At 73.7% G+C, this 19,973-nt stretch carries 14 protein-coding genes and 1 pseudogene; 6 read left to right on the plus strand and 9 right to left on the minus strand.

Annotation, left to right across the window (positions count from 1 at the left end):
- Positions 1 to 116 precede the first annotated feature (116 nt).
- Positions 117 to 2,642, plus strand: coding sequence for an ATP-dependent Clp protease ATP-binding subunit (locus ACFYMP_RS19870; protein WP_388858955.1), 2,526 nt, complete (start codon positions 117 to 119; stop codon positions 2,640 to 2,642).
- Between the two features lie 993 nt (positions 2,643 to 3,635).
- A complete protein-coding gene (locus tag ACFYMP_RS19875) occupies positions 3,636 to 4,337 on the plus strand; it encodes a M23 family metallopeptidase (protein WP_388858958.1) in 702 nt (233 codons plus the stop codon).
- Between the two features lie 192 nt (positions 4,338 to 4,529).
- Here the strand turns inward: ACFYMP_RS19875 and cseC are convergent, their stop codons facing one another.
- The 6 genes and pseudogenes from cseC to ACFYMP_RS19905 all read right to left on the minus strand — a co-directional run bounded on the left by cseC (position 4,530) and on the right by ACFYMP_RS19905 (position 10,196).
- On the minus strand, positions 4,530 to 5,963 hold the full coding sequence (gene cseC, locus ACFYMP_RS19880; protein ID WP_388858961.1) for a two-component system sensor histidine kinase CseC: 1,434 nt from the start codon (positions 5,961 to 5,963) through the stop codon (positions 4,530 to 4,532).
- 18 nt (positions 5,964 to 5,981) lie between these two features.
- Positions 5,982 to 6,713, minus strand: coding sequence for a two-component system response regulator CseB (gene cseB / locus ACFYMP_RS19885; protein WP_388858964.1), 732 nt, complete (start codon positions 6,711 to 6,713; stop codon positions 5,982 to 5,984).
- A gap of 58 nt (positions 6,714 to 6,771) precedes the next feature.
- Positions 6,772 to 7,371, minus strand: coding sequence for a hypothetical protein (locus ACFYMP_RS19890; RefSeq protein ID WP_388858967.1), 600 nt, complete (start codon positions 7,369 to 7,371; stop codon positions 6,772 to 6,774).
- Between the two features lie 83 nt (positions 7,372 to 7,454).
- On the minus strand, positions 7,455 to 8,042 hold the full coding sequence (locus tag ACFYMP_RS19895; RefSeq protein WP_388859042.1) for a SigE family RNA polymerase sigma factor: 588 nt from the start codon (positions 8,040 to 8,042) through the stop codon (positions 7,455 to 7,457).
- Positions 8,043 to 8,441: 399 nt separating this feature from the next.
- Positions 8,442 to 9,359 (minus strand): annotated as a pseudogene (locus ACFYMP_RS19900) (A/G-specific adenine glycosylase); the annotation flags it as partial.
- A 192-nt stretch (positions 9,360 to 9,551) separates the two neighbouring features.
- Positions 9,552 to 10,196 carry a phosphatase PAP2 family protein gene (locus ACFYMP_RS19905; RefSeq protein WP_388858970.1) on the minus strand — a complete coding sequence of 215 codons (645 nt, stop codon included), beginning with the start codon at positions 10,194 to 10,196 and terminating at the stop codon, positions 9,552 to 9,554.
- Positions 10,197 to 10,512: 316 nt separating this feature from the next.
- Here ACFYMP_RS19905 and ACFYMP_RS19910 point away from each other — a divergent pair, with 316 nt between their 5' ends.
- Positions 10,513 to 11,418, plus strand: coding sequence for a hypothetical protein (locus tag ACFYMP_RS19910; protein ID WP_388858973.1), 906 nt, complete (start codon positions 10,513 to 10,515; stop codon positions 11,416 to 11,418).
- 93 nt (positions 11,419 to 11,511) lie between these two features.
- On the opposite strand, the gene disA is transcribed toward ACFYMP_RS19910, so the two are convergent.
- On the minus strand, positions 11,512 to 12,636 hold the full coding sequence (gene disA, locus ACFYMP_RS19915) for a DNA integrity scanning diadenylate cyclase DisA (protein ID WP_388858976.1): 1,125 nt from the start codon (positions 12,634 to 12,636) through the stop codon (positions 11,512 to 11,514).
- A 379-nt stretch (positions 12,637 to 13,015) separates the two neighbouring features.
- Entirely contained in the window at positions 13,016 to 14,443 is a 1,428-nt protein-coding gene (radA, locus tag ACFYMP_RS19920) for a DNA repair protein RadA (protein ID WP_388858979.1), read from the minus strand.
- 201 nt (positions 14,444 to 14,644) lie between these two features.
- Here radA and ACFYMP_RS19925 point away from each other — a divergent pair, with 201 nt between their 5' ends.
- The gene (locus tag ACFYMP_RS19925) at positions 14,645 to 16,555 is read left to right on the plus strand and encodes a sigma-70 family RNA polymerase sigma factor (protein ID WP_388858982.1); all 1,911 of its coding nucleotides are present in this window, start codon (positions 14,645 to 14,647) and stop codon (positions 16,553 to 16,555) included.
- Between the two features lie 39 nt (positions 16,556 to 16,594).
- Here ACFYMP_RS19925 and ACFYMP_RS19930 read toward each other — a convergent pair whose 3' ends face one another.
- On the minus strand, positions 16,595 to 17,377 hold the full coding sequence (locus ACFYMP_RS19930; RefSeq protein ID WP_388859045.1) for a hypothetical protein: 783 nt from the start codon (positions 17,375 to 17,377) through the stop codon (positions 16,595 to 16,597).
- Between the two features lie 423 nt (positions 17,378 to 17,800).
- Between ACFYMP_RS19930 and ACFYMP_RS19935 the strand changes: the two genes are divergently transcribed.
- Together ACFYMP_RS19935 and ACFYMP_RS19940 are read left to right on the plus strand one after the other, a co-directional pair.
- Positions 17,801 to 18,775, plus strand: a complete 975-nt coding sequence (locus tag ACFYMP_RS19935) for a Ppx/GppA family phosphatase (RefSeq protein WP_388858985.1) — start codon at positions 17,801 to 17,803, stop codon at positions 18,773 to 18,775.
- Positions 18,776 to 18,918: 143 nt separating this feature from the next.
- Positions 18,919 to 19,761, plus strand: coding sequence for a sugar phosphate isomerase/epimerase family protein (locus ACFYMP_RS19940; RefSeq protein WP_388858988.1), 843 nt, complete (start codon positions 18,919 to 18,921; stop codon positions 19,759 to 19,761).
- The last annotated feature ends 212 nt before the right edge of the window (positions 19,762 to 19,973 follow it).

Genomic DNA, 19,973 nt, shown 5'->3' on the forward strand with positions numbered 1-19,973 from the left:
CCATCGCAACAGTCGGCAGTTGGAATGAGCGGTCCCCGCCTGCGGGACTAAGCTGCGGAAGGACAGGGAGGGGACCGACCCCTTTACTGCCTGACCGCTCTGAGGAGCGATTAACGATGTTCGAGAGGTTCACCGACCGCGCGCGGCGGGTTGTCGTCCTGGCTCAGGAAGAAGCCCGGATGCTCAACCACAACTACATCGGCACCGAGCACATCCTTCTGGGGCTGATCCACGAAGGTGAAGGTGTCGCCGCTAAGGCCCTGGAGAGCCTCGGGATTTCGCTCGAGGCGGTCCGCCAGCAGGTGGAGGAGATCATCGGTCAGGGCCAGCAGGCCCCGTCCGGCCACATCCCCTTCACCCCCCGTGCCAAGAAGGTCCTGGAGCTGTCGCTCCGCGAGGCCCTTCAGCTGGGCCACAACTACATCGGCACGGAGCACATCCTGCTCGGCCTGATCCGCGAGGGCGAGGGCGTCGCCGCCCAGGTCCTCGTGAAGCTGGGCGCAGACCTCAACCGGGTGCGGCAGCAGGTCATCCAGCTGCTGTCCGGCTACCAGACGGGCAAGGAGACGGCCACCGCCGGCGGCCCCGCCGAGGGCACGCCGTCGACCTCGCTGGTCCTCGACCAGTTCGGCCGCAACCTCACCCAGGCCGCTCGTGAGTCCAAGCTCGACCCGGTCATCGGGCGCGAGAAGGAGATCGAGCGGGTCATGCAGGTGCTGTCCCGCCGCACCAAGAACAACCCGGTCCTGATCGGTGAGCCCGGCGTCGGCAAGACCGCCGTCGTCGAGGGCCTCGCGCAGGCCATCGTCAAGGGCGAGGTGCCCGAGACCCTCAAGGACAAGCACCTCTACACCCTCGACCTGGGCGCGCTGGTCGCCGGTTCCCGCTACCGCGGTGACTTCGAGGAGCGCCTGAAGAAGGTGCTCAAGGAGATCCGCACCCGCGGCGACATCATCCTGTTCATCGACGAGCTGCACACGCTCGTCGGCGCGGGTGCCGCGGAGGGCGCGATCGACGCCGCCTCGATCCTCAAGCCGATGCTGGCCCGGGGCGAGCTGCAGACCATCGGCGCCACGACGCTGGAGGAGTACCGCAAGTACCTGGAGAAGGACGCGGCGCTTGAGCGTCGTTTCCAGCCCATCCAGGTCGCGGAGCCCTCGCTGGCGCACACCATCGAGATCCTCAAGGGCCTGCGCGACCGTTACGAGGCGCACCACCGCGTGTCCATCACGGACTCCGCCCTGGTCGCCGCCGCGACGCTCGCCGACCGGTACATCTCGGACCGCTTCCTGCCGGACAAGGCGATCGACCTGATCGACGAGGCCGGTTCCCGGATGCGCATCCGCCGGATGACCGCGCCGCCGGACCTGCGCGAGTTCGACGAGAAGATCGCCGGCGTCCGCCGCGACAAGGAGTCCGCGATCGACTCGCAGGACTTCGAGAAGGCCGCCTCCCTGCGCGACAAGGAGAAGCAGCTCCTCGCCGCGAAGACCAAGCGGGAGAAGGAGTGGAAGGCCGGCGACATGGACGTCGTGGCCGAGGTGGACGAGGAGCTGATCGCCGAGGTCCTGGCCACCGCCACGGGCATCCCGGTCTTCAAGCTCACCGAGGAGGAGTCCTCGCGTCTGCTGCGCATGGAGGACGAGCTGCACAAGCGCGTCATCGGCCAGACCGATGCCGTCAAGGCGCTCTCCCAGGCGATCCGGCGTACCCGTGCGGGTCTGAAGGACCCGAAGCGTCCCGGTGGCTCGTTCATCTTCGCCGGCCCCTCCGGTGTCGGTAAGACCGAGCTGGCCAAGACGCTCGCCGAGTTCCTCTTCGGCGACGAGGACGCGCTGATCTCCCTCGACATGTCGGAGTTCAGCGAGAAGCACACCGTCTCGCGGCTCTTCGGTTCGCCTCCCGGCTACGTGGGCTACGAGGAGGGCGGCCAGCTCACCGAGAAGGTGCGGCGCAAGCCGTTCTCCGTGGTCCTCTTCGACGAGGTCGAGAAGGCCCACCCGGACATCTTCAACTCGCTGCTCCAGATCCTGGAGGACGGTCGCCTGACCGACTCCCAGGGCCGTGTCGTGGACTTCAAGAACACGGTGATCATCATGACCACCAACCTGGGGACCCGCGACATCTCCAAGGGCTTCAACCTGGGCTTCGCGGTCCAGGGCGACACGAAGACCGGCTACGAGCGCATGAAGGCCAAGGTCAACGACGAGCTGAAGCAGCACTTCCGCCCGGAGTTCCTCAACCGTGTCGACGACACGGTGGTCTTCCCGCAGCTCACCGAGGCCGACATCACCCGCATCGTCGACCTCATGGTCACGAAGGTGGACGAGCGCCTCAAGGACCGCGACATGGGCCTGGAGCTGAGCCAGTCGGCGCGCAAGCTGCTCGGCAAGCGCGGCTACGACCCGGTGCTGGGCGCGCGTCCGCTGCGTCGCACGATCCAGCGTGAGATCGAGGACGTGCTCTCGGAGAAGATCCTCTTCGGCGAGCTGCGCCCCGGTCACATCGTGGTCGTCGACACGGAGGGCGAGGGCGAGAGCGCCCAGTTCACCTTCCGCGGCGAGGAGAAGGCGCAGCTGCCGGACGCCCCGCCGGTCGAGTCCGCGACGGGTGGCGGCCCGAACCTGAGCAAGGAAGGCTGAGGCCCTCCCCGGGGCCGTTGAAGCCCCGGGGAGCCCCGGGCCTCAAGGGGCCCGGAAGGTTTGGACAGCCCGGCACGTCCGGGAAGGCGGTCCAGGGCCGGTGTACGCACCGGCCCTGGACCGCCTTTTCGTGTGCCGGGACCGACGACCGGCGGGGGCCGGCGCGTGCGGTCGCACGGGCGGAGGCCGTGCGCGCGCCTTTCGCGGCCGGTGGCGGGGAGCCTCGGCCGTACGCGGCTCCGGGGGCGGGTCGGCCTGCGCCGTGCCGGGCCCGTGCCAGGCGTGCCCGTGCCGTGCCGGGCCGACGTGTCCCCCGTGCCGTGCCCGCCCGTGAGTCCCGTGCCGCGTCTGCCGGGCCGCGCTCGCCTGTGCCGTGCCTGCCGGCCCGCCCGTGCTGCGCCTGTCGCGCCCCCTGCCGGGCCGGCCTGTCCGCGTCGCGTTGCCTGCGCTCGTGCGCGCGCTCGTGCTCGTGCTCGTGCGCGTGTGCCGACAGCAGGGGCGTCCGTCTGGTGACCGTCTGTACGTGCGCCTACACGCAGTGATGACGGATGGAGGCTCCGGAAGGGGCGGGCGGGTCGCTTGCGGGCGGTCCCGGGAAGTCGGATCAAGGCTGTCGAGCGCGAGATCCGGGCCCTGGAGGGGGTCTGTTCGTGACGTGTGGCATAGGGCCTGCGTCACGTACTACGGACTTTAGTTGGACAATACGGACTTTTATGTACAAGTCATACGGGAGGTGAAAGGGGCGGCCGCGTGGCGACGGTCGGCGCTGCGGCTGGCACCCCCCTCTTGAGCTGCGCGTTCGCCGTGTGAACGGCGTCACGTCGACTGCGTCACGCGGGGTGGATCGGCCTTCGTCGCGGCGACTCGGTGGCGGGTTGTTTACGGGGTTTGGTAGTACAAGGGCCATTTTGGGTCCTTCTGGGGCCCGGGTTACCAATGTGAGTGTCACCCCGGCAGTGCGCCGGGTTTCCCCCACCCGGAGGTAATCCCCCCATGCTGAAGCGCGCCACGACCTCGAACTCCGGCAACACCCCCCGTCTCCGCAGCCGCGCCGCCGTCATGGCCGCCGGTCTCGGTGCCGCCGCGGTGCTCGGAGCCGGGGCCGCGAACGCCGCTGACAGCGGTAAGGCCACCGCCGCTCTCCCGGGCGTGAACGCGTCCGCCGTCCAGGCCCAGGCCCACGCCCAGGCCAAGGCGGTGCAGAACACCAAGAAGGCCGCCGAGCAGGCGAAGAAGGACAAGGCCGCCGAGCAGGCCGCCGCCAAGAAGAAGGCGGCCTCCTGGATCGACCCGGTCGCCAAGTACACGCTGTCCGCGAGCTTCGGCAACGACGGCTCCCGCTGGGCGCACAAGCACTCCGGCCAGGACTTCGCGGTGCCGCTCGGCACCAACGTGATGGCCGCCCACACGGGCACCGTCGTGAAGGCCGGCGGCAACGGCGCCGGTGACGGACCGGCCTACGGCAACGCGATCGTCATCAAGAACGGCAACGGCGTGTACTCGCAGTACGCCCACCTGTCGCGGATCGACGTCAAGGTCGGCCAGCAGGTCACGACCGGCCAGCACATCGCGCAGTCCGGCAACACCGGTAACTCCAGCGGCCCGCACCTGCACTTCGAGATCCGGACCACCCCGAACTACGGCTCGGCGGTCAACCCCGTGAACTTCCTGCACAAGGTGGGCGTCAAGGTCTGACCCCTGACCCCCCGGCCCGTGGGGACGCGACCCCCCGGCCCGTAGGGGCGCGATCCCCCGACCCACGGGGGCCGCGGCGCCCCGCGCGTCAAGATCCGTACTGAGGCCCCGGGGCCGGCGAAAGCCGGCCCCGGGGCCTCAGTCGTGCCGGGCCTCAGTCGTGCCGCGGGAAGGGTGGGACGGCCCCCCTCCTCATCCCTCCGTGCTCGTGGGCGCGTACTCCGGGAGCCACAGGACGGCGACCGCGCCCTGAGCCGGGGACTCGGCGTCGCGGGCGCCCGGGGCGGTGATGTTGCGGAAGGTGAGCCGCGCGCCCAGCACCCGGGCCTGGCCCGTCGCGATGGTCAGGCCCAGTCCGTGACCGCGTCCCGCCCGGTCCTCGCTGCCGGTGCGGAAACGGCTCGGGCCCTCCACGAGCAGGGCCTCGGGGAAACCGGGGCCGTGGTCGCGCACCCGCACCACCCGGCCCTCGACGGACACCTCGATCGGCGCCCGCCCGTGCTTCGCGGCGTTCGCGAGCAGATTGCCGAGGATGCGTTCCAGGCGGCGCGGGTCCGTCCTGACCTCCGACTCGTACAGCACCCGTACCGAGGCCGCCGGGTCGAAGACCGCGACCCGGCGCCGGACGAACTCGCCCAGCATCAGGTCCTGGAGTTCGGCGCGCTCCGCCGAACTGTCCAGCCGGGCGACCTCCAGTACGTCCTCGACGAGGGTGCGCAGCAACTGGGCCCGGTCCCGCACCAGCTCCGTCGGCCGGCCGGGCGGCAGCAGCTCGGCCGCCGTCACCAGCCCGGTGACCGGGGTGCGCAGCTCGTGCGCGATGTCGGCCGTCACCCGGCGCTCCGCCTCCAGGCGCTGGCGCAGCGTGTCCGCCATGGCGTCCACGGCGCGCGCGAGATCGTCGGTCTCGTCCCGTACGACCCCGCCGATCGCCTGCCGCACCCGTACGTCCGTACGGCCCCTGGCCACCTCGCGGGCCGCGGCGGCGGCCTTGCGCAGGCGGCGCGAGAGCTGCCCGCCGATGAGCACCCCGAGCGCGCTGCCGCCCAGCACCACCGAGATCGAGCCGATCACGAGGGCCTGGTCGAGGTCCTTCATGATGTCCCCGCGACGCCCCGTGGAGTGCGTGTGCAGGGACAGCACGTGTCCGTTGCTCAGCGGGAGCGCCGCCCACACGTCGGGGCGGCCGTTGGCGTGGTCCTGGATGTAGGTCGCCCGGCGCTTCTTCGCCACCCGGTCGCGCAACGCCTTCGGGAGGGCCGGGTCGTCGACCTTCGCGCCGAACTGCAACCGGCCGGTCGCCTCGTAGATGCGCTGCGCGAACTGCACCCGCTGGTCCTGCACGTCCCGCGAGGAGTCGAGCATCGAGACCTGGGCGGCGTTGTGCACGACGAGACTCAGCGCGAGCGCCACGAACGCCCCGACCAGCGCGATCGCCGCGCTCAGCTTCCAGCGCAGCCCCGTCCGCAGCGAGGTGCGCAGCCGGTACAGGCGCGGTCGCGGACCGGTGCCGGTGGCACCCGAGGGGGAGGAACCGGAGGACGGGGCGCCCGGAGAGGCGGCGGCGGGACCGGTGGCCGGACCGGTGGGGGACCCGGCACGGGCGCGGCCGAAACGTGAGGTCACGAGGTGCTCACCCGCCCGTCAGGCCCGCAGCTTGTAGCCGAAACCGCGCACCGTCTCGATGCGGTCCTGGCCGATCTTGGTGCGCAGCCGCTGCACGTGGACGTCCACGACCCGGGTGTCCCCGCCCCAGCCGTAGTCCCAGACCCGCTCCAGCAGCTTGTCGCGGGTCAGTACGGTGCCGGGGGCCGCCGAGAACTCCAGCAGCAGCCGCATCTCCGTCGGCGTCAGCGCGATCAGCGTCCCGTCCCTGCGCACCTCCATGCCCTCGGTGTCGACCTCCAGGTCCCCGAAGCGCAGCGGCCCCTCGTCCGCCTCGTCCCCCTGCTCGCCCGCCGTCCGCTCGGCCGGGCCCGCCGCGTGCCCGAAGCGCCGCATCACCGCGCGCAGCCGGGCCACCAGCACCGACACGTCGAAGGGTTTGGTCACGTAGTCGTCGGCGCCCGCCTCCAGGCCGAGCACCACGTCGATCGAGTCGGCCCGCGCGGAGAGCAGGATCACCGGGACCGTCGACTCGTCGCGGATACGGCGGCACAGGCTCACCCCGTCCATGCCCGGCACCATCACGTCGAGCAGGGCGATGTCGGGGAGAGCGGCCCGGAACTCCTCCAGGCCCCGCAGCCCGTCGGGCACGGCGGTCACCGCGAAACCGACCCGTTCCAGTGCGAGCTGGGTCGCCTCCCGGATCACGTCGTCGTCCTCGACGAAGAGGACCCGGGGGCCCGCTGCCTGCGCGGAAGTCTGGTCGGTCATGGTGGCGCGCTGCTCCGGTCGGGGACGGGGTGGGGGAGAGGGACGGCGGGGCGGTCGGTCAGCCTCCGGCGGAGCCGGACTTGTCGTCGTCGCCGCCGACCGCCTTGCTGTAGTCGTTGTGCAGCCGGTACGCCTCCTTGAAGACGTCGTCGTGCCAGGCGTACGTGATGACCTCCTCGCTCGACGGATAGGCGACCGGGTCGCCCTTGCGGTACAGCTGCTTGGTCACCACCAGATCACCCCGGTCGATCTCCGCGTACACCGGAGGGTCCTCGGCCTGGAAGACGTTCACGTAGGAGCCCTCGCGCACGCGGTACACGTACGTCGCCACGCCCACCGCGTCCCCGCAGGTCATGACGTTGACCAGGACGTCGGGCGCGCTGCCGCGGGTGAGGTCGCCGAGGCTGACGTCCACCGGGTAGTCCCGGCCGCAGGGCCGGAGATCGTCCTTCGTCTCCTGGCTCACCTCGGGGTCGGCCCGCAGCATCCGGACCACCTGGGCCTGGCTGAGCGAGGGCACGGGCGAGGAGGTCGCGGCCGGGCTCGGCGAGGGCGAGGGGCGGCTCACCGCGTCGGTGCGGGCCGGGCCCTCGTCCCTGGTACCGGTGCCCGAGGCGCCGCAGGCCGTGAGGGCGGCCGTCCCGAAAGCGGTGAGCACGGCCGCGCCCACGAGGGCCGGCCGCCGCCGTCTGTGCGCGGGGCGCCCTTCGGCGCCCCGCGCGGACCGCCGTCCAGAAGAACCTAGGCCGCGCACCGCTCCCGCTCCTCACGTTCCTGCGCGCGGTCCTCCCGCGCCCGGGTCTCCAGCTCCTCACGGAGCCGGGCCAGCGCACGGTGCAGCGTGCTCTTGACCGTGCCCGCCGACATGCCGAGAGCGGCAGCCGTCTCCTCCGTGGACATCTGCTCCCAGTGTCGCAGCACGACGACACTGCGCTGCTTCGGAGCGAGAACCGACAGGATGTCCATGAGGAGGGAGCGGTCGGCGTACTGCTCGGTGCCGTCCTCGACGCTCGGCTCGGGCAGCTGCTCGGTGGGCACCTCGTCGAGCCGGCGCGCCCGCCACCACTCGGTGCGGGTGTTGATCATGACGCGGCGCAGGTAGGCGTCGGCCAGCCGCTTGTCGGCGATGCCCTCCCAGCGGCCGAAGGTGCGCACCAGGGCGGTCTGCAAGAGGTCCTGCGCGTCGACGGGGTCGGGCACGAGCCGACGCGCGCTGCGCAGCAGGGCGTCCTGCCGGGCCCGTACGTACTCCTCGAAGTCGAGGATCTCGCCCGGCAGCCCGTCGCCCCCGCCCCGGACCTCCGCCCCCTCGCTCCCGCCGTGCCGCATCGCCGGCACCGCTCCCAGAACCTTGCCCCCGGCCACCCCGTGCGCCATGGTCTTCGCCTCCGTCGTTCCCCGTGTGCTCTGGTCGGAGCACTTGGGAGGGACGCTACGGAGAGGGTGTAACGGAGCTTCGCGCTCCACCGGTAGACCAGCGCACGGCTGTGCGTAGGTTGTGTAACAGCCCAGCGTGCGCGGCCGTGCGCGGGGCATAACGGGTGGTACGCGGCTTTCGTTCCCCAGGGGGGCCGGGGGGTGTCAGGGGCGTTCCGCCGGCGCGCCGGACGGCCGGGCCAGCGGCGGGCGGCCCGTCCCCGGCGGCTGCTGCTGCCCGGTCCGTACGACCTGCTGACCCGCCCCGGCCCGCGGCGCACCGTACTGCGCGGTGCCGGCCGGCCGGTGACCGGGCAGCCGGTAGTAGCCGCCCTCCAGCGGTTCGACGAGCCCGTCCGCGACCAGCCCGTCGAGCGCCCGCGCCCGCTGCACCGGCTCGTGCCACACCCGGTCCAGCGCGGACTGCGGTACGGCGTGGTGCGCCTCGCGCAGCACCGCGAGCAGCTTCCCGCGCACCTGCCGGTCGGTACCGGCGTACGTCTGCCCGCGCCGCGGCGGCCCCTCGTGCTCGGGCTTCCCGGCCAGCAGCCACGCGCAGCGCGAGGCGAGCGGGCAGTGCCCGCAGTCCTCGTTCTTCGCGGTGCACACGAGGGCGCCCAGCTCCATGGAGGCGGCGGCCCAGCGCGCCGCCGTCGCCTCGTCCTCGGGCAGGACGGAGCGGGCGAGCCGGCGCTCGGCGGCCGTCGTCGCGTTCGGCGGGTAGCGGTCCCCGCTCACGGCGCGCGCCAGGACCCGCCGCACGTTGGTGTCGAGCACCGCGTGCCGCTGGCCGTACGCGAACGAGGCGACGGCGGCGGCCGTGTACTCCCCGATCCCGGGCAGCGCGAGCAACTGGGCGTGCTGGTCCGGTACGTCACCGCCGTGCCGTTCCGTTATGGCGACGGCCGCGCCGTGCAACCGCAGCGCCCTGCGCGGGTAGCCGAGCCGGCCCCAGGCCCGCACCGCCTCCCCCGAGGGTTCCTTCGCCAGGTCGGCGGGGCGCGGCCAGCGGGCCATCCACTGTTCGTACACCGGCAGCACGCGGCTGACCGGGGTCTGCTGGAGCATGAACTCGCTGACCATCACACCCCAGGCCCCCGCCTCGGGCCGCCGCCAGGGCAGGTCCCGGGCGTGCGCCTCGAACCAGGCGATGACGGGGGTGTGCAGCGAACTGGAGTCCTGGGCGGGCGAGGGGGCGGGCACGGGCGCGGTCTTCGTCGGCAAAGTCATGGCGCCCCGATCCTGCCACGCCCCGGCACCCGCACGCCGCCGGGACACATCGCACCGGGCCGTGAGCAGGGGCGACGCGGGGCGCGCGGGGGGCGCACGGGGGGCGGACGCGGTAGGGAGCCCCCGCCGCGTCCGCGTACGAGGAGGCGGGGCCCCTCTCCGGCTGAGGGAGCCCGGACCGAGGGCCGGGGCTCAGCGCGCGTAGGGCGCGGCGTGGGCGGCGCGGCGTTCGCCGGGGCCCGCGAGCCACTGCGCGGGGCCGAAGGAGGAGGCGCGCATCGCGCTCGCGAGGGCGGCGAGCGGGCGGGTGCCGAGCTTCACCACCAGGATCGAGACCAGCGAGCCCAGGACCAGGCCGACCGCCACGTCGTGCGGGTAGTGCACGCCGACGAAGACGCGCGAGAAGGCCATCAGCAGCGCCATGGGCACCGTCAGCCAGGCGATCACCCGCCAGGCCAGCAGCAGGCCGACCGCCGCGCCGCCCGCGATCGTCGCGTGGTTGCTCGGGAAGGACCAGTCCCCGCGCACGGGGCACGCGATGAGCGAGACCGCGCCCTGCACCGCGCGGCACGGCCGCTCCTCGGTGATGCCCGACTTCGCGATCTCGCTGATGACGTACGCCACTCCGGTACCCAGCGGGGCGAGCACCGCGACGGCCAGCGCCATCGGGTCGCCGCGCCGTGCCCGCCACCACGCCACGAGGAAGAGCACCGCGAACAGCAGCAGTCCGGCTTCCGTCCAGGCTTCGGCGACGTGCTGGAACCACCCCGGCGTGCGGTGGCCGAAGTTCACGATGTCGAGATAGAGGTCTGAGTCGACGCTGGTCATGCCATCCATGGTCGGGGACGCTACGCGGTGCTCCCGACCACGCGCGTCCCTCTCCGGTACCGTCCGTACCCCTGTCGTTCGGCGGGGGTACACCCGCCGTTCGGCGGGGTCGCCCGCGCTGGGAGACCGCACCAGCAGGGCAAATGCGGGCAATGCGGGTCAAGTCGGCCCCCGGGGTGAGGTGTTGGCCTCGTGCCGGGGCCGCCCGCCGGTGGCCGGGGGTGCGGGCGCCGCCGGACGGACCCGGAATGATGATCCGCAAAAGTTGTACGCCAAGCGGCGGGTGGCGCCGGAAGGCGCGGTGATCTCTCGTAGAGTTTGCGCCGTGGGATCTATGCGTAATCCGGTCGGGCCGCTTCCCTCCAGCATCTACTGGCGACGGAGGGGGATTCTCGGCGCCGTCCTGCTCCTCGTCGTCCTGCTGGTCGTCTGGTTGCTGAGTCTCGGCGGCTCGGGCGGAGGCAAGAAGGACGACGCGAACGGGCCCAACGGCGGTCACCCCGCGCCCTCCTCCATCACCCCCGGCCCGGGGGACTCGGGCCCCGCCATCAGCCAACACCCGGGCGGACGGGACGAGTCGGGCGATTCCGCCGGTTCCGGGGGCAGTTCGGGCGGCGGCTCGGGGGACGGTGCGGGGGACGGCTCCTCGGCCGGAACCGGCGGCTCCGGGGACGCCAAGGGCTCCGGCGGTTCCGGCGACTCGGCCGGTTCCGGGGGTGACAGCGGTCAGGGCGCGGACGGTCCGGGCGCGGCGGGCTCCGCCTCCGGCGCCTCCGGCGCGGTGGCCGGCGGCCCGGCGAACCTGCTCCCGGCCGGCTCCTCCCTCGCCAACTGCTCAGCCTCAGCGGTCGAGTTGACGCTGCGCAGCAAGCGCAACACGTACGAGCCCGACCAGAAGCCGGTGCTCCAGCTGACCGTCAGGAACAACTCGGGCAGCGACTGCAAGATCGACCTGGGCCCGCGCCGTACGGTGGTGACCATCGCGCTCACCGGCGAGAAGAACAGCTTCTGGGCCTCCGACGACTGCCCCGCCGCCGGCGGCGTGCTGCTGCGGGTGCCCGCGCGCGACAGCGTCCGCTACGACGTCACCTGGAAGCGCGAGGCGAGCACCGGGCGGTGCGCGACCCCGAAGGCGAAGCCCGAGGCGGCCAAGCCCGGCACCTACCTCGTGGAGGCCAAGGCGCCGGGACTGCCGAAGGCCCGCACCTCGTTCCGCCTCGACAAGGACTGAGCGCGCGGGCGGGGGACACGAGGGGGCGGGACCGGGTCTCTCCGGTCCCGCCCCCTCGCCCGTACCGCCTGTCGCTCCCCGGCCGGGCCGGGATCAGACGTAGCGCTCCAGGATCGAGGACTCGGCGAGCCGTGAGAGGCCCTCGCGGACGCTGCGGGCGCGGGCCTCGCCCACGCCGTCCACCGTCTGGAGGTCGTCCACGCTCGCCGCGAGCAGCTTCTGGAGACCGCCGAAGTGCTCCACGAGCCGGTCGATGATGGCGCCCGGCAGCCTCGGCACCTTGGCGAGCAGCCGGAAGCCGCGCGGGGAGACCGCCGAGTCCAGCGCCTCGGGCGAGCCCGTGTAACCGAGGGCGCGGGCCACCACCGGCATCTCCAGCAGCTCCGTGTGGGTCAGCGCGTTCAGCTCGGTCAGCGCCTCCTCCACGGTGCGCGAACGCTTCGCGGTCGGCTCGGGCACGTAGTCCCGTACGACCAGCTCGCGTTCCGGCTCGACCCCGGCGATCAGCTCGTCGAGCTGGAGCGCGAGCAGCCGCCCGTCGGTGCCCAGCTCCACGACGTACTCGGCGATCTCGGTCGCGATCCGCCGGACCATCTCCAGCCGCTGGGCGACCGCCGACACGTCGCGGACCGTCACGAGGTCCTCGATCTCCAGCGCCGAGAGCGTGCCCGCGACCTCGTCCAGGCGCAGTTTGTACCGCTCCAGCGTCGCGAGGGCCTGGTTCGCGCGGGACAGGATCGCCGCCGAGTCCTCCAGGACCCGGCGCTGCCCGTCCACGTACAGCGCGATGAGCCGCATCGACTGGCTCACCGAGACCACGGGGAAACCGACCTGCTTGGAGACGCGGTCGGCGGTGCGGTGCCGGGTGCCGGTCTCCTCGGTCGGGATCGTCGGGTCGGGCACGAACTGCACGCCCGCCCGCAGGATCTTCGTCAGGTCCTTGTCGAGGACGATGCCGCCGTCGAGTTTGCACAGCTCCCGCAGCCGGGTCGCGCTGAACTCGACGTCCAGGATGAACCCGCCCGTGCACATCGACTCGACGGTCTTGTCCCAGCCGAGCACGATGAGCCCGCCGGTGTTGCCCCGCAGAATGCGCTCCAGGCCGTCCCGCAGGGCGGTACCCGGCGCGACCGCGCTCAGTGAGGCGCGCATCAGCCCATCGGAACGGGAACCGCCGCCCGATTTGCCGGGAGCCGCTCCCCGGTCGCCTGCTGCCACTGCACTCCTCCGGTCGCAGATCTACTGTGCCTCGGATGCCCAGGAGCCAGTCACGGGTACGGCCGGAGAGCTGCCGGCGCCCGGCGACCTCCCGACTGGATCCGATGTCCGCACGGCGGACCAAGGACGGGACACGCGGACCGCACCGTGGGGGCTGGGCCGCCGACTGACCTGTGGACTTCCGTACGGACGGGCGAGACCAGGGCAAAGTCTACCGGCGCCACCCCCGCCGACGGCGGGGCCGGGGCCAGACGCCCCGCGACCAGTCCCGAAATGTCCGAAGTGCTGGGCGCGCCGTCCGCGGCGCCGGGCGCGTGCGCGCCCCTCGGCGCGGGGTGCGCGGCCGGGTGGGCGCCCCCCGCGCGAGGAGTGCGCGGACTCACAGCTCCCGGGTCCGCAGCTCGCGCGGCTCGCGCGGCTCACGCGGGGCGCGCGAGCGGCCCCGGGGCAGGACGCGCAGCGCGTCGCCCATGTCCGCGACCTCGGTGACCCGCATCCCGGCGGGGACCTTCCCCGGGTCGGAGGGGACGAGGGCGTGGGTGAAGCCGAGCCGGTGCGCCTCGGAGAGCCGCCGCTGTACGCCGGTGACCCGCCGCACCTCGCCCGCCAGGCCCACCTCGCCGATCGCCACGAGGTTCTTCGGCAGCGGTACGTCGCTCGCCGCGCTCGCCAGGGCCAGCGCGATCGCGAGGTCGGCGGCCGGCTCGGACAGCTTCACGCCGCCCACCGTCGCGCTGTAGATGTCGCGTTTGCCGAGCGCGGTGATCCGGCCGCGCTGCTCCAGCACGGCGAGCATCATCGACACCCGGGAGGTCTCCAGGCCCGAGGTGGTGCGCCGGGGCGAGGGGATCTGCGAGTCCACGGTGAGCGCCTGCACCTCGGCGACCAGCGGGCGCCGCCCCTCCAGAGTCACCGTCAGGCAGGTGCCGGGCACGGGCTCGTCGCGCCGGGTCAGGAACAGGCCCGAGGGGTCGGTCACACCGGTGATGCCCTCGTCGTGCAGTTCGAAGCAGCCCACCTCGTCGGTCGCGCCGTAGCGGTTCTTGACGCCGCGCACCAGCCGCAGCCGGGCGTGCCGGTCGCCCTCGAAGCTCAGCACCACGTCGACCAAGTGCTCCAGGAGCCGGGGGCCCGCGATCGCGCCGTCCTTCGTGACGTGCCCGACCAGCAGCGTCGCCATGCCGCGCTCCTTGGAGGCCCGGATGAGGGCGCCCGCCACCTCCCGCACCTGGGCCATGCCGCCGGGCGCGCCGTCGATCTCCGGGGAGGCCACCGTCTGCACCGAGTCCAGGATCAAAAGGGAGGGCTTGACCGCGTCGAGGTGGCCGAGGACGGCGGACAGGTCCGTCTCCGCCGCGAGGTACAGCTCGTCGTGCAGGGCGTGGATGCGGTCGGCCCGCAGCCGCACCTGGGAGGCGGACTCCTCGCCCGTGACGTACAGCGTGCGGTGCTCGGGGCCGGCCGCCTTCGCCGCGACGTCCAGCAGCAGCGTCGACTTGCCCACGCCCGGCTCCCCGGCCAGCAGCACGACCGCGCCCGGCACCAGTCCGCCGCCCAGCACCCGGTCCAGCTCGGGGACGCCGGTGGAGCGCGCGGTGGCCTGCCGGCTGTCGACCTGCCCGATCGGCAGGGCCGAACTCGTGACCCGGCCGGGCGTCGTCGTCCGCACGGCGGGCGCGCCGTACTCCTCGACCGTCCCCCACGCCTGGCACTCGGGGCAGCGGCCGAGCCATTTGGCCGTCTGCCACCCGCACTCGGTACAGCGATAGGAAGGACGGTCTTTCGCGGACTTGGTACGGGCAGCCATGCCGTCACCGTAACGGGCGCCTCGGACAGCGCCGTACCGCGCGCCCGGACCCGGTCGGCGCCGGGGGTGCGAGACGCGTGCGCGGGTCCGCGGAAGCAGCGGAAGACTGTCCCCTTTCGAGTGATCTGTTCACCCGTAAGGATTAAATGGGCTCAAGCTGGACCAAGTGGTCGCGCGCGGGCGCCTACGGTCGGCCAGGTGATGAGCAGCAGGACGGACCACGCCACGCGCACACCCCGTGCACGCCGACGGCGCCCCGACGCCCCGTCCGGCCCGGACTCCGAGACCGGACAGGGGGCGGCCGCACCCGTGCCGGGCGCCGCCCCGGGCTCCGGCGGCGACCCGGGTGACCGGCCCTTCTCCCGTCACCAGTACTCGTACGAGCCCCCGCGACACAAGCGCGACGGGGACCGGCCGGGGGGCGGGCACGGCGACCGCCCCGACGGGCACGGGAATCGTCCAGAGGAGCACACGGAGCGTCCCGGGCGACGTCACGACGACTGGCTCGACGGGCTGTTCACGTACTGCCTGTCCGTGCTGTGCGATCACGACGCGGCCCTCGACGTCCTGCGCGAGGTCCTCGACCTTGCCGAACGCCGCCACACCCGCGCCCCCAAGGACGCGGACGGCCTGTGCGCCTGGCTCTACGCGCTGGCCCGGTGGATCTGCCTGCGCCGCATGGCCGAGGACCGGCGCGCCCGGCACACGGTCCCCACGCCCGGCCGGGCGGGCGTCCCGGTCCCGGAACCCGACGAGGAGACCCAGCGCGCCCGGCGTCTCGAACTGGCCTCCCTCGCCTGGCCGGAGGCCGCGGGGACCAGCCCCGAGCAGCGCGAGGCCCTGGAACTCGCGGTACGGCACGGACTGAGCCCGCAGCAGGTCGCCTCCGTCGTGGGGCTCGCCCCGATCGCCGCGCGGGAACTCCTCGCGGCCGCCGCCTGCGAGGTCGAACGCACCCGCGCCGCCCTCGGTGTCGCCGCGACCGGAGGCTGCCCCGTCGCCATCCGGTACGCGGGCGACCGCCGCATCCCGCTCGGCGCCGCGCTGCGCGGGGAACTCGTGCGGCACGTCGACGACTGCCCGCGCTGCCGCCGTACCGCGGAACGGGCGGGCGCGGGCGACCCGTGGCCGGGCACCGCCGTCACCCCGGACTCGCTGCCCGTGATCCCCGCCCCGAGGAACGCGCTCGCCGCCCTCGCGAAGCTGCCCGTGCCGCGCCGCAAGGGCGCGGCCGCCCCGCGCTTCGACCGGCGCGGCTTCCCGATGGACCCCAAGGACCGCGCCGCGCGCCGCGACCGGCTGCGCGCCCGCGCGGTGACGACGACGGTGGTCGCCACGGTCGTCGCGGCCCCCGTCCTCGCGCTGTGGGCCGCCTACCGGGGCGTCCCCTTCACCGACCACAGCCCCGAGGGCCGCCACGCGGCCACCGCGCCGGAGGCCGGGGGCGACGCGGGCCCCGGCAGGGACCCGGACGGCACCACGGGCGGCGCCAAGGGCGGCGAGGGCCGCCCGGGGCAGCGCGGCGGCAAGAGCGCCAAGGGCGTGTCCGCGACGGTCATCGACCCGGGCGGCAAGCACGGCAAGGGGACGACGGGGCTGGCCGTGGCCGCCCGCACCAGTGGCGACACGACGTTCGTCACGCTCACCGCGAAGGGCGCCGGGGACATCCGCTGGACGCTCGCCAGCCGCGCCGCCTGGCTGAGCATCGGCCGCACCTCGGGCCGGCTCGCGCCGGGCGACTCGGTCACCGTCCCGGTCCGCGTCGTACGGGACCGCACCCCGGCCCACCCGTGGAGCGCCGCCGTCACCGTGGCCCCGACCGGCGCGCTGGTCCAGGTCAGCGGACCGGGCCGGAGCAGGCCCGCGCCCCCGCGTCCCCCGGCGGGCGGCAACGGCCCGGGGCACTCGACGGCGCCCACGCCGCAGGTGACCGACGAGGCCCCCCAGCCGCCCCCGGACCCCGAGCCGCAGCCCAGCAGCCCGGAACCCGAGCCCACCGAGCCGGCCACCACGCCCCCGCCCGACCCGCCGGTCACCGAGCCGACGACGGCGCCCACCGAGGAACCCGCCCCGGCCCAGGACGGGGCGGTCCGCAAGCACCGGCACCACTGAGGAGCCGGGGCGCCGCCCGCCCGCCGGGCCGGCGGCGGGTCACTTCGCGGCGGGCCGTACCGGGTCCGCCGGATGCGGGGCGACCAGCGGGAGCTGGGAGGCGAGCCGGGCCTCGCACAGTTCGACGAGGCGGTCGTAGCCCTCCTTGCCCATCAGCTCGATCAGCTCGGGCCGGTACGACACGTACACGGGGTCGCCCGCGCCGTGCGCGGAGGTCGCCGAGGTGCACCACCAGTGCAGGTCGTGACCGCCCGGACCCCAGCCCCTGCGGTCGTACTCGCCGATCGACACCTGGAGGATCTGCGAGTCGTCGGGCCGCTCGATCCAGTCGTAGGTCCGGCGCACCGGGAGCTGCCAGCACACGTCCGGCTTGGTCTCCAGCGGCTCACGGCCCTCGCGCAGCGCGAGGATGTGCAGGGAGCAGCCCGCGCCGCCCTCGAAACCGGGCCGGTTCTGGAAGATGCAGGAACCGTTCCAGCGGCGGGTCTGCCGCTCCCCGTCGTTCTCGTCCTCCTGGACCCAGCCGCTGTCGGTGCCGACGTCGTGGTGCTGCCAGATGTCGGGGGTCAGCCGCTCGACGAAGCCGGCCACCCGCTCCTCGTCCTCCTCGTCGGAGAAGTGCGCGCCCAGCGTGCAGCAGCCGTCGTCGGCCCGCCCCGCCTGGATGCCCTGGCAGCCGCTGCCGAACACGCAGTTCCAGCGCGAGGTCAGCCAGGTCAGGTCGCAGCGGAACACCTGCTCCTCGTCCGCCGGGTCGGGGAACTCGACCCAGGCGCGCGCGAAGTCGATCGGCTGCTCGTCGGACTCGGCGATCACCGCCACCCGCGGCTCCTTGCCGGATACCTTCCGCTTCTTCCCGCCGGCCTGCTTCGGCCGCTCGGCCCGCTGCTGCCCGGTCCGCTCCGGCCGCTCGGCCCGTTCCTGCCCGGCCTGCTTCCGCTTCCGCTTCTGCCGCGGCATGTCCGGCTGCGCTTCGCCCGGCATGTCCGGCTGCGCGTCGCGCGGCATGTCCGGCTGCGCTTCGCCCGGCATGTCCGGCTGTGCGTCGCGCGGCATTTCTGCGGGCTTCGCCTTTTTCGTCTTCGGCACGGGGCCCAGGGTAAGCGCGCGGGGGCCCGCACCGGCAACGACGGCCCCGCGCGCCCTCCCCGTGGCGCCGGGAGAGCGCGGACGGGCGCGTCGACCGCGTCACCTTCGCGTGAATCCCGGCCCCGGGCCCCCGCGGCGGCAGTAGCGTCTGCGTCCATGAGGCTCGGAGTTCTCGACGTCGGCTCGAACACGGTGCACCTGCTGGTGATGGACGCCCACCCCGGCGCCCGCCCGCTGCCCGCGCACTCCCACAAGGCGTACCTGCGGCTCGCCCAGCTCCTCGACGAGCGCGGCGCGATCGGTCCCCAGGGCGTCGACGCCCTCGTCCGCACGGTCCACGAGGCGCTGCGGGCCGCCGAGGACAAGGGCGTCGAGGAGCTGCTGCCCTTCGCGACCTCCGCCGTGCGCGAGGCGGTCAACGCCGACGAGGTCCTGCACCGCGTCGAGACGGAGACCGGCGTACGGCTCGACGTCCTCAGCGGCGCCGACGAGGCCCGGCTCACCTTCCTCGCCGCACGCCGCTGGTTCGGCTGGTCGGCGGGGCGGCTGCTGCTGCTCGACATAGGCGGCGGCTCCCTGGAGATCGCGTACGGCATGGACGAGGAGCCCGACACGGCGGTGTCGCTGCCGCTGGGCGCGGGCCGCCTCACCCACACCTGGCTGCCCGGCGACCCGCCCGCCCCGGAGAGCCTGAGGGAGCTGCGCAAGCACGTACGCGCGGAGATCGGCCGCACTGTGGGTGACTTCGTCCGCCTCGGCCCGCCGGACCACGTCGTCGCCACCTCCAAGACCTTCCGGCAGCTCGCCCGGATCGGTGGCGCGGCCCGTTCCTCCGAGGGCGTCCACGTCCACCGCGAACTCAAGCGCCGCTCCCTGGAGGAGTGGGTCCCCAGGCTCGCCGCGATGAGCGCGCGGGAACGCGCGGAACTCCCCGGGGTCTCCGCCGACCGCGCCGGACAGCTCCTGGCGGGCGCGATCGTCGCCGAGGGCGCGATGGACCTCCTGGGCGTGGAGCGGGCCGAGATCTGCCCCTGGGCCCTCAGGGAAGGCGTCATCATGCGCCGCCTCGCCCACCTGCCGGCGCGGCGGACGCACCCGGCCGCGGCCTCTCCGGGCCCGTCCGGCGGCTGAGGACAGGCCCGTCCGGGGCTGAGGGCACGGCGGTGGCGGGCCGGGGCCCGGGAACCACGGGGGTGTTCAACCGCACACCCCGCACACCCCTCCCCTCCGCACCCTGGACCCCTGGTCCGCCCCCACGCCCTTACGCTGGTTCCGTGGCAGAACCAACCGTGCGCGTCCCGGACGCGAAGGTCGCCCTGTCGACGGCCTCGGTGTACCCGGAGTCGACGGCGACGGCCTTCGAGATCGCCGCGCGCCTCGGATACGACGGCGTGGAAGTCATGGTGTGGACCGACCCGGTCAGCCAGGACATCGAGGCGCTGCGCCGGCTCTCGGACCTGCACGGCGTGCCGGTGCTCGCCGTGCACGCCCCCTGCCTGCTGATCACGCAGCGCGTGTGGACCACCGACCCGTGGACGAAGCTCCAGCGGGCCAAGGCCGCCGCCGAGCGGCTCGGCGCCTCGGCCGTCGTCGTGCACCCGCCGTTCCGCTGGCAGCGGCAGTACTCCCGGGACTTCGTGAACGGGATCTGGCGGATGGCCGAGGAGACCGACGTCCGCTTCGCCGTCGAGAACATGTACCCGTGGCGCTACCGCGACCGGGAACTGCTCGCGTACGCGCCCGACTGGGACGTCACCAAGCACGACTACCGGCACTTCACCGTGGACCTGTCGCACACCGCGACCGCCCGCACCGACGCGAGCGCCATGATCGCGCGGATGGGCGACCGGCTCGCCCACGTCCACCTCGCGGACGGCTCCGGTTCCGGCAAGGACGAGCACCTCGTCCCCGGGCGGGGGACGCAGCCCTGCGCGAAGACCCTGGAAGACCTCGCGGACTCCGGCTTCACCGGGCACGTCGTCATCGAGGTCAACACGCGCCGCGCCATGTCCAACGCGGAACGCGAGGCCGACCTCGCCGAGGCCCTCGCCTTCACCCGCCTCCACCTGGCCACGTCACGGCGGGAGCCGGACCCGCAGCGGGCGCGCAAGCCTTGACGGGCCGAGGGCGGGGGCAGGAAAAGGGACAGGGACAGGAAAAGGGACAGGGACAGGGACAGCAACAGAGGCAGGGGAGCGGCCCGGGGCAGGCGGGGCAACGGGGCCGGACCCCGGACGCCACCGGGACGAGCGGCCCGGACTCCGGCTCCGGTACCGGCCCCGCTCCCGGCGGCCCCGCTCCCGCCTCCGCCGGGCCCGCTCCTGCTTCC

It is taken from the genome of Streptomyces sp. NPDC007088, assembly GCF_042869355.1.
Taxonomy (GTDB): domain Bacteria; phylum Actinomycetota; class Actinomycetes; order Streptomycetales; family Streptomycetaceae; genus Streptomyces.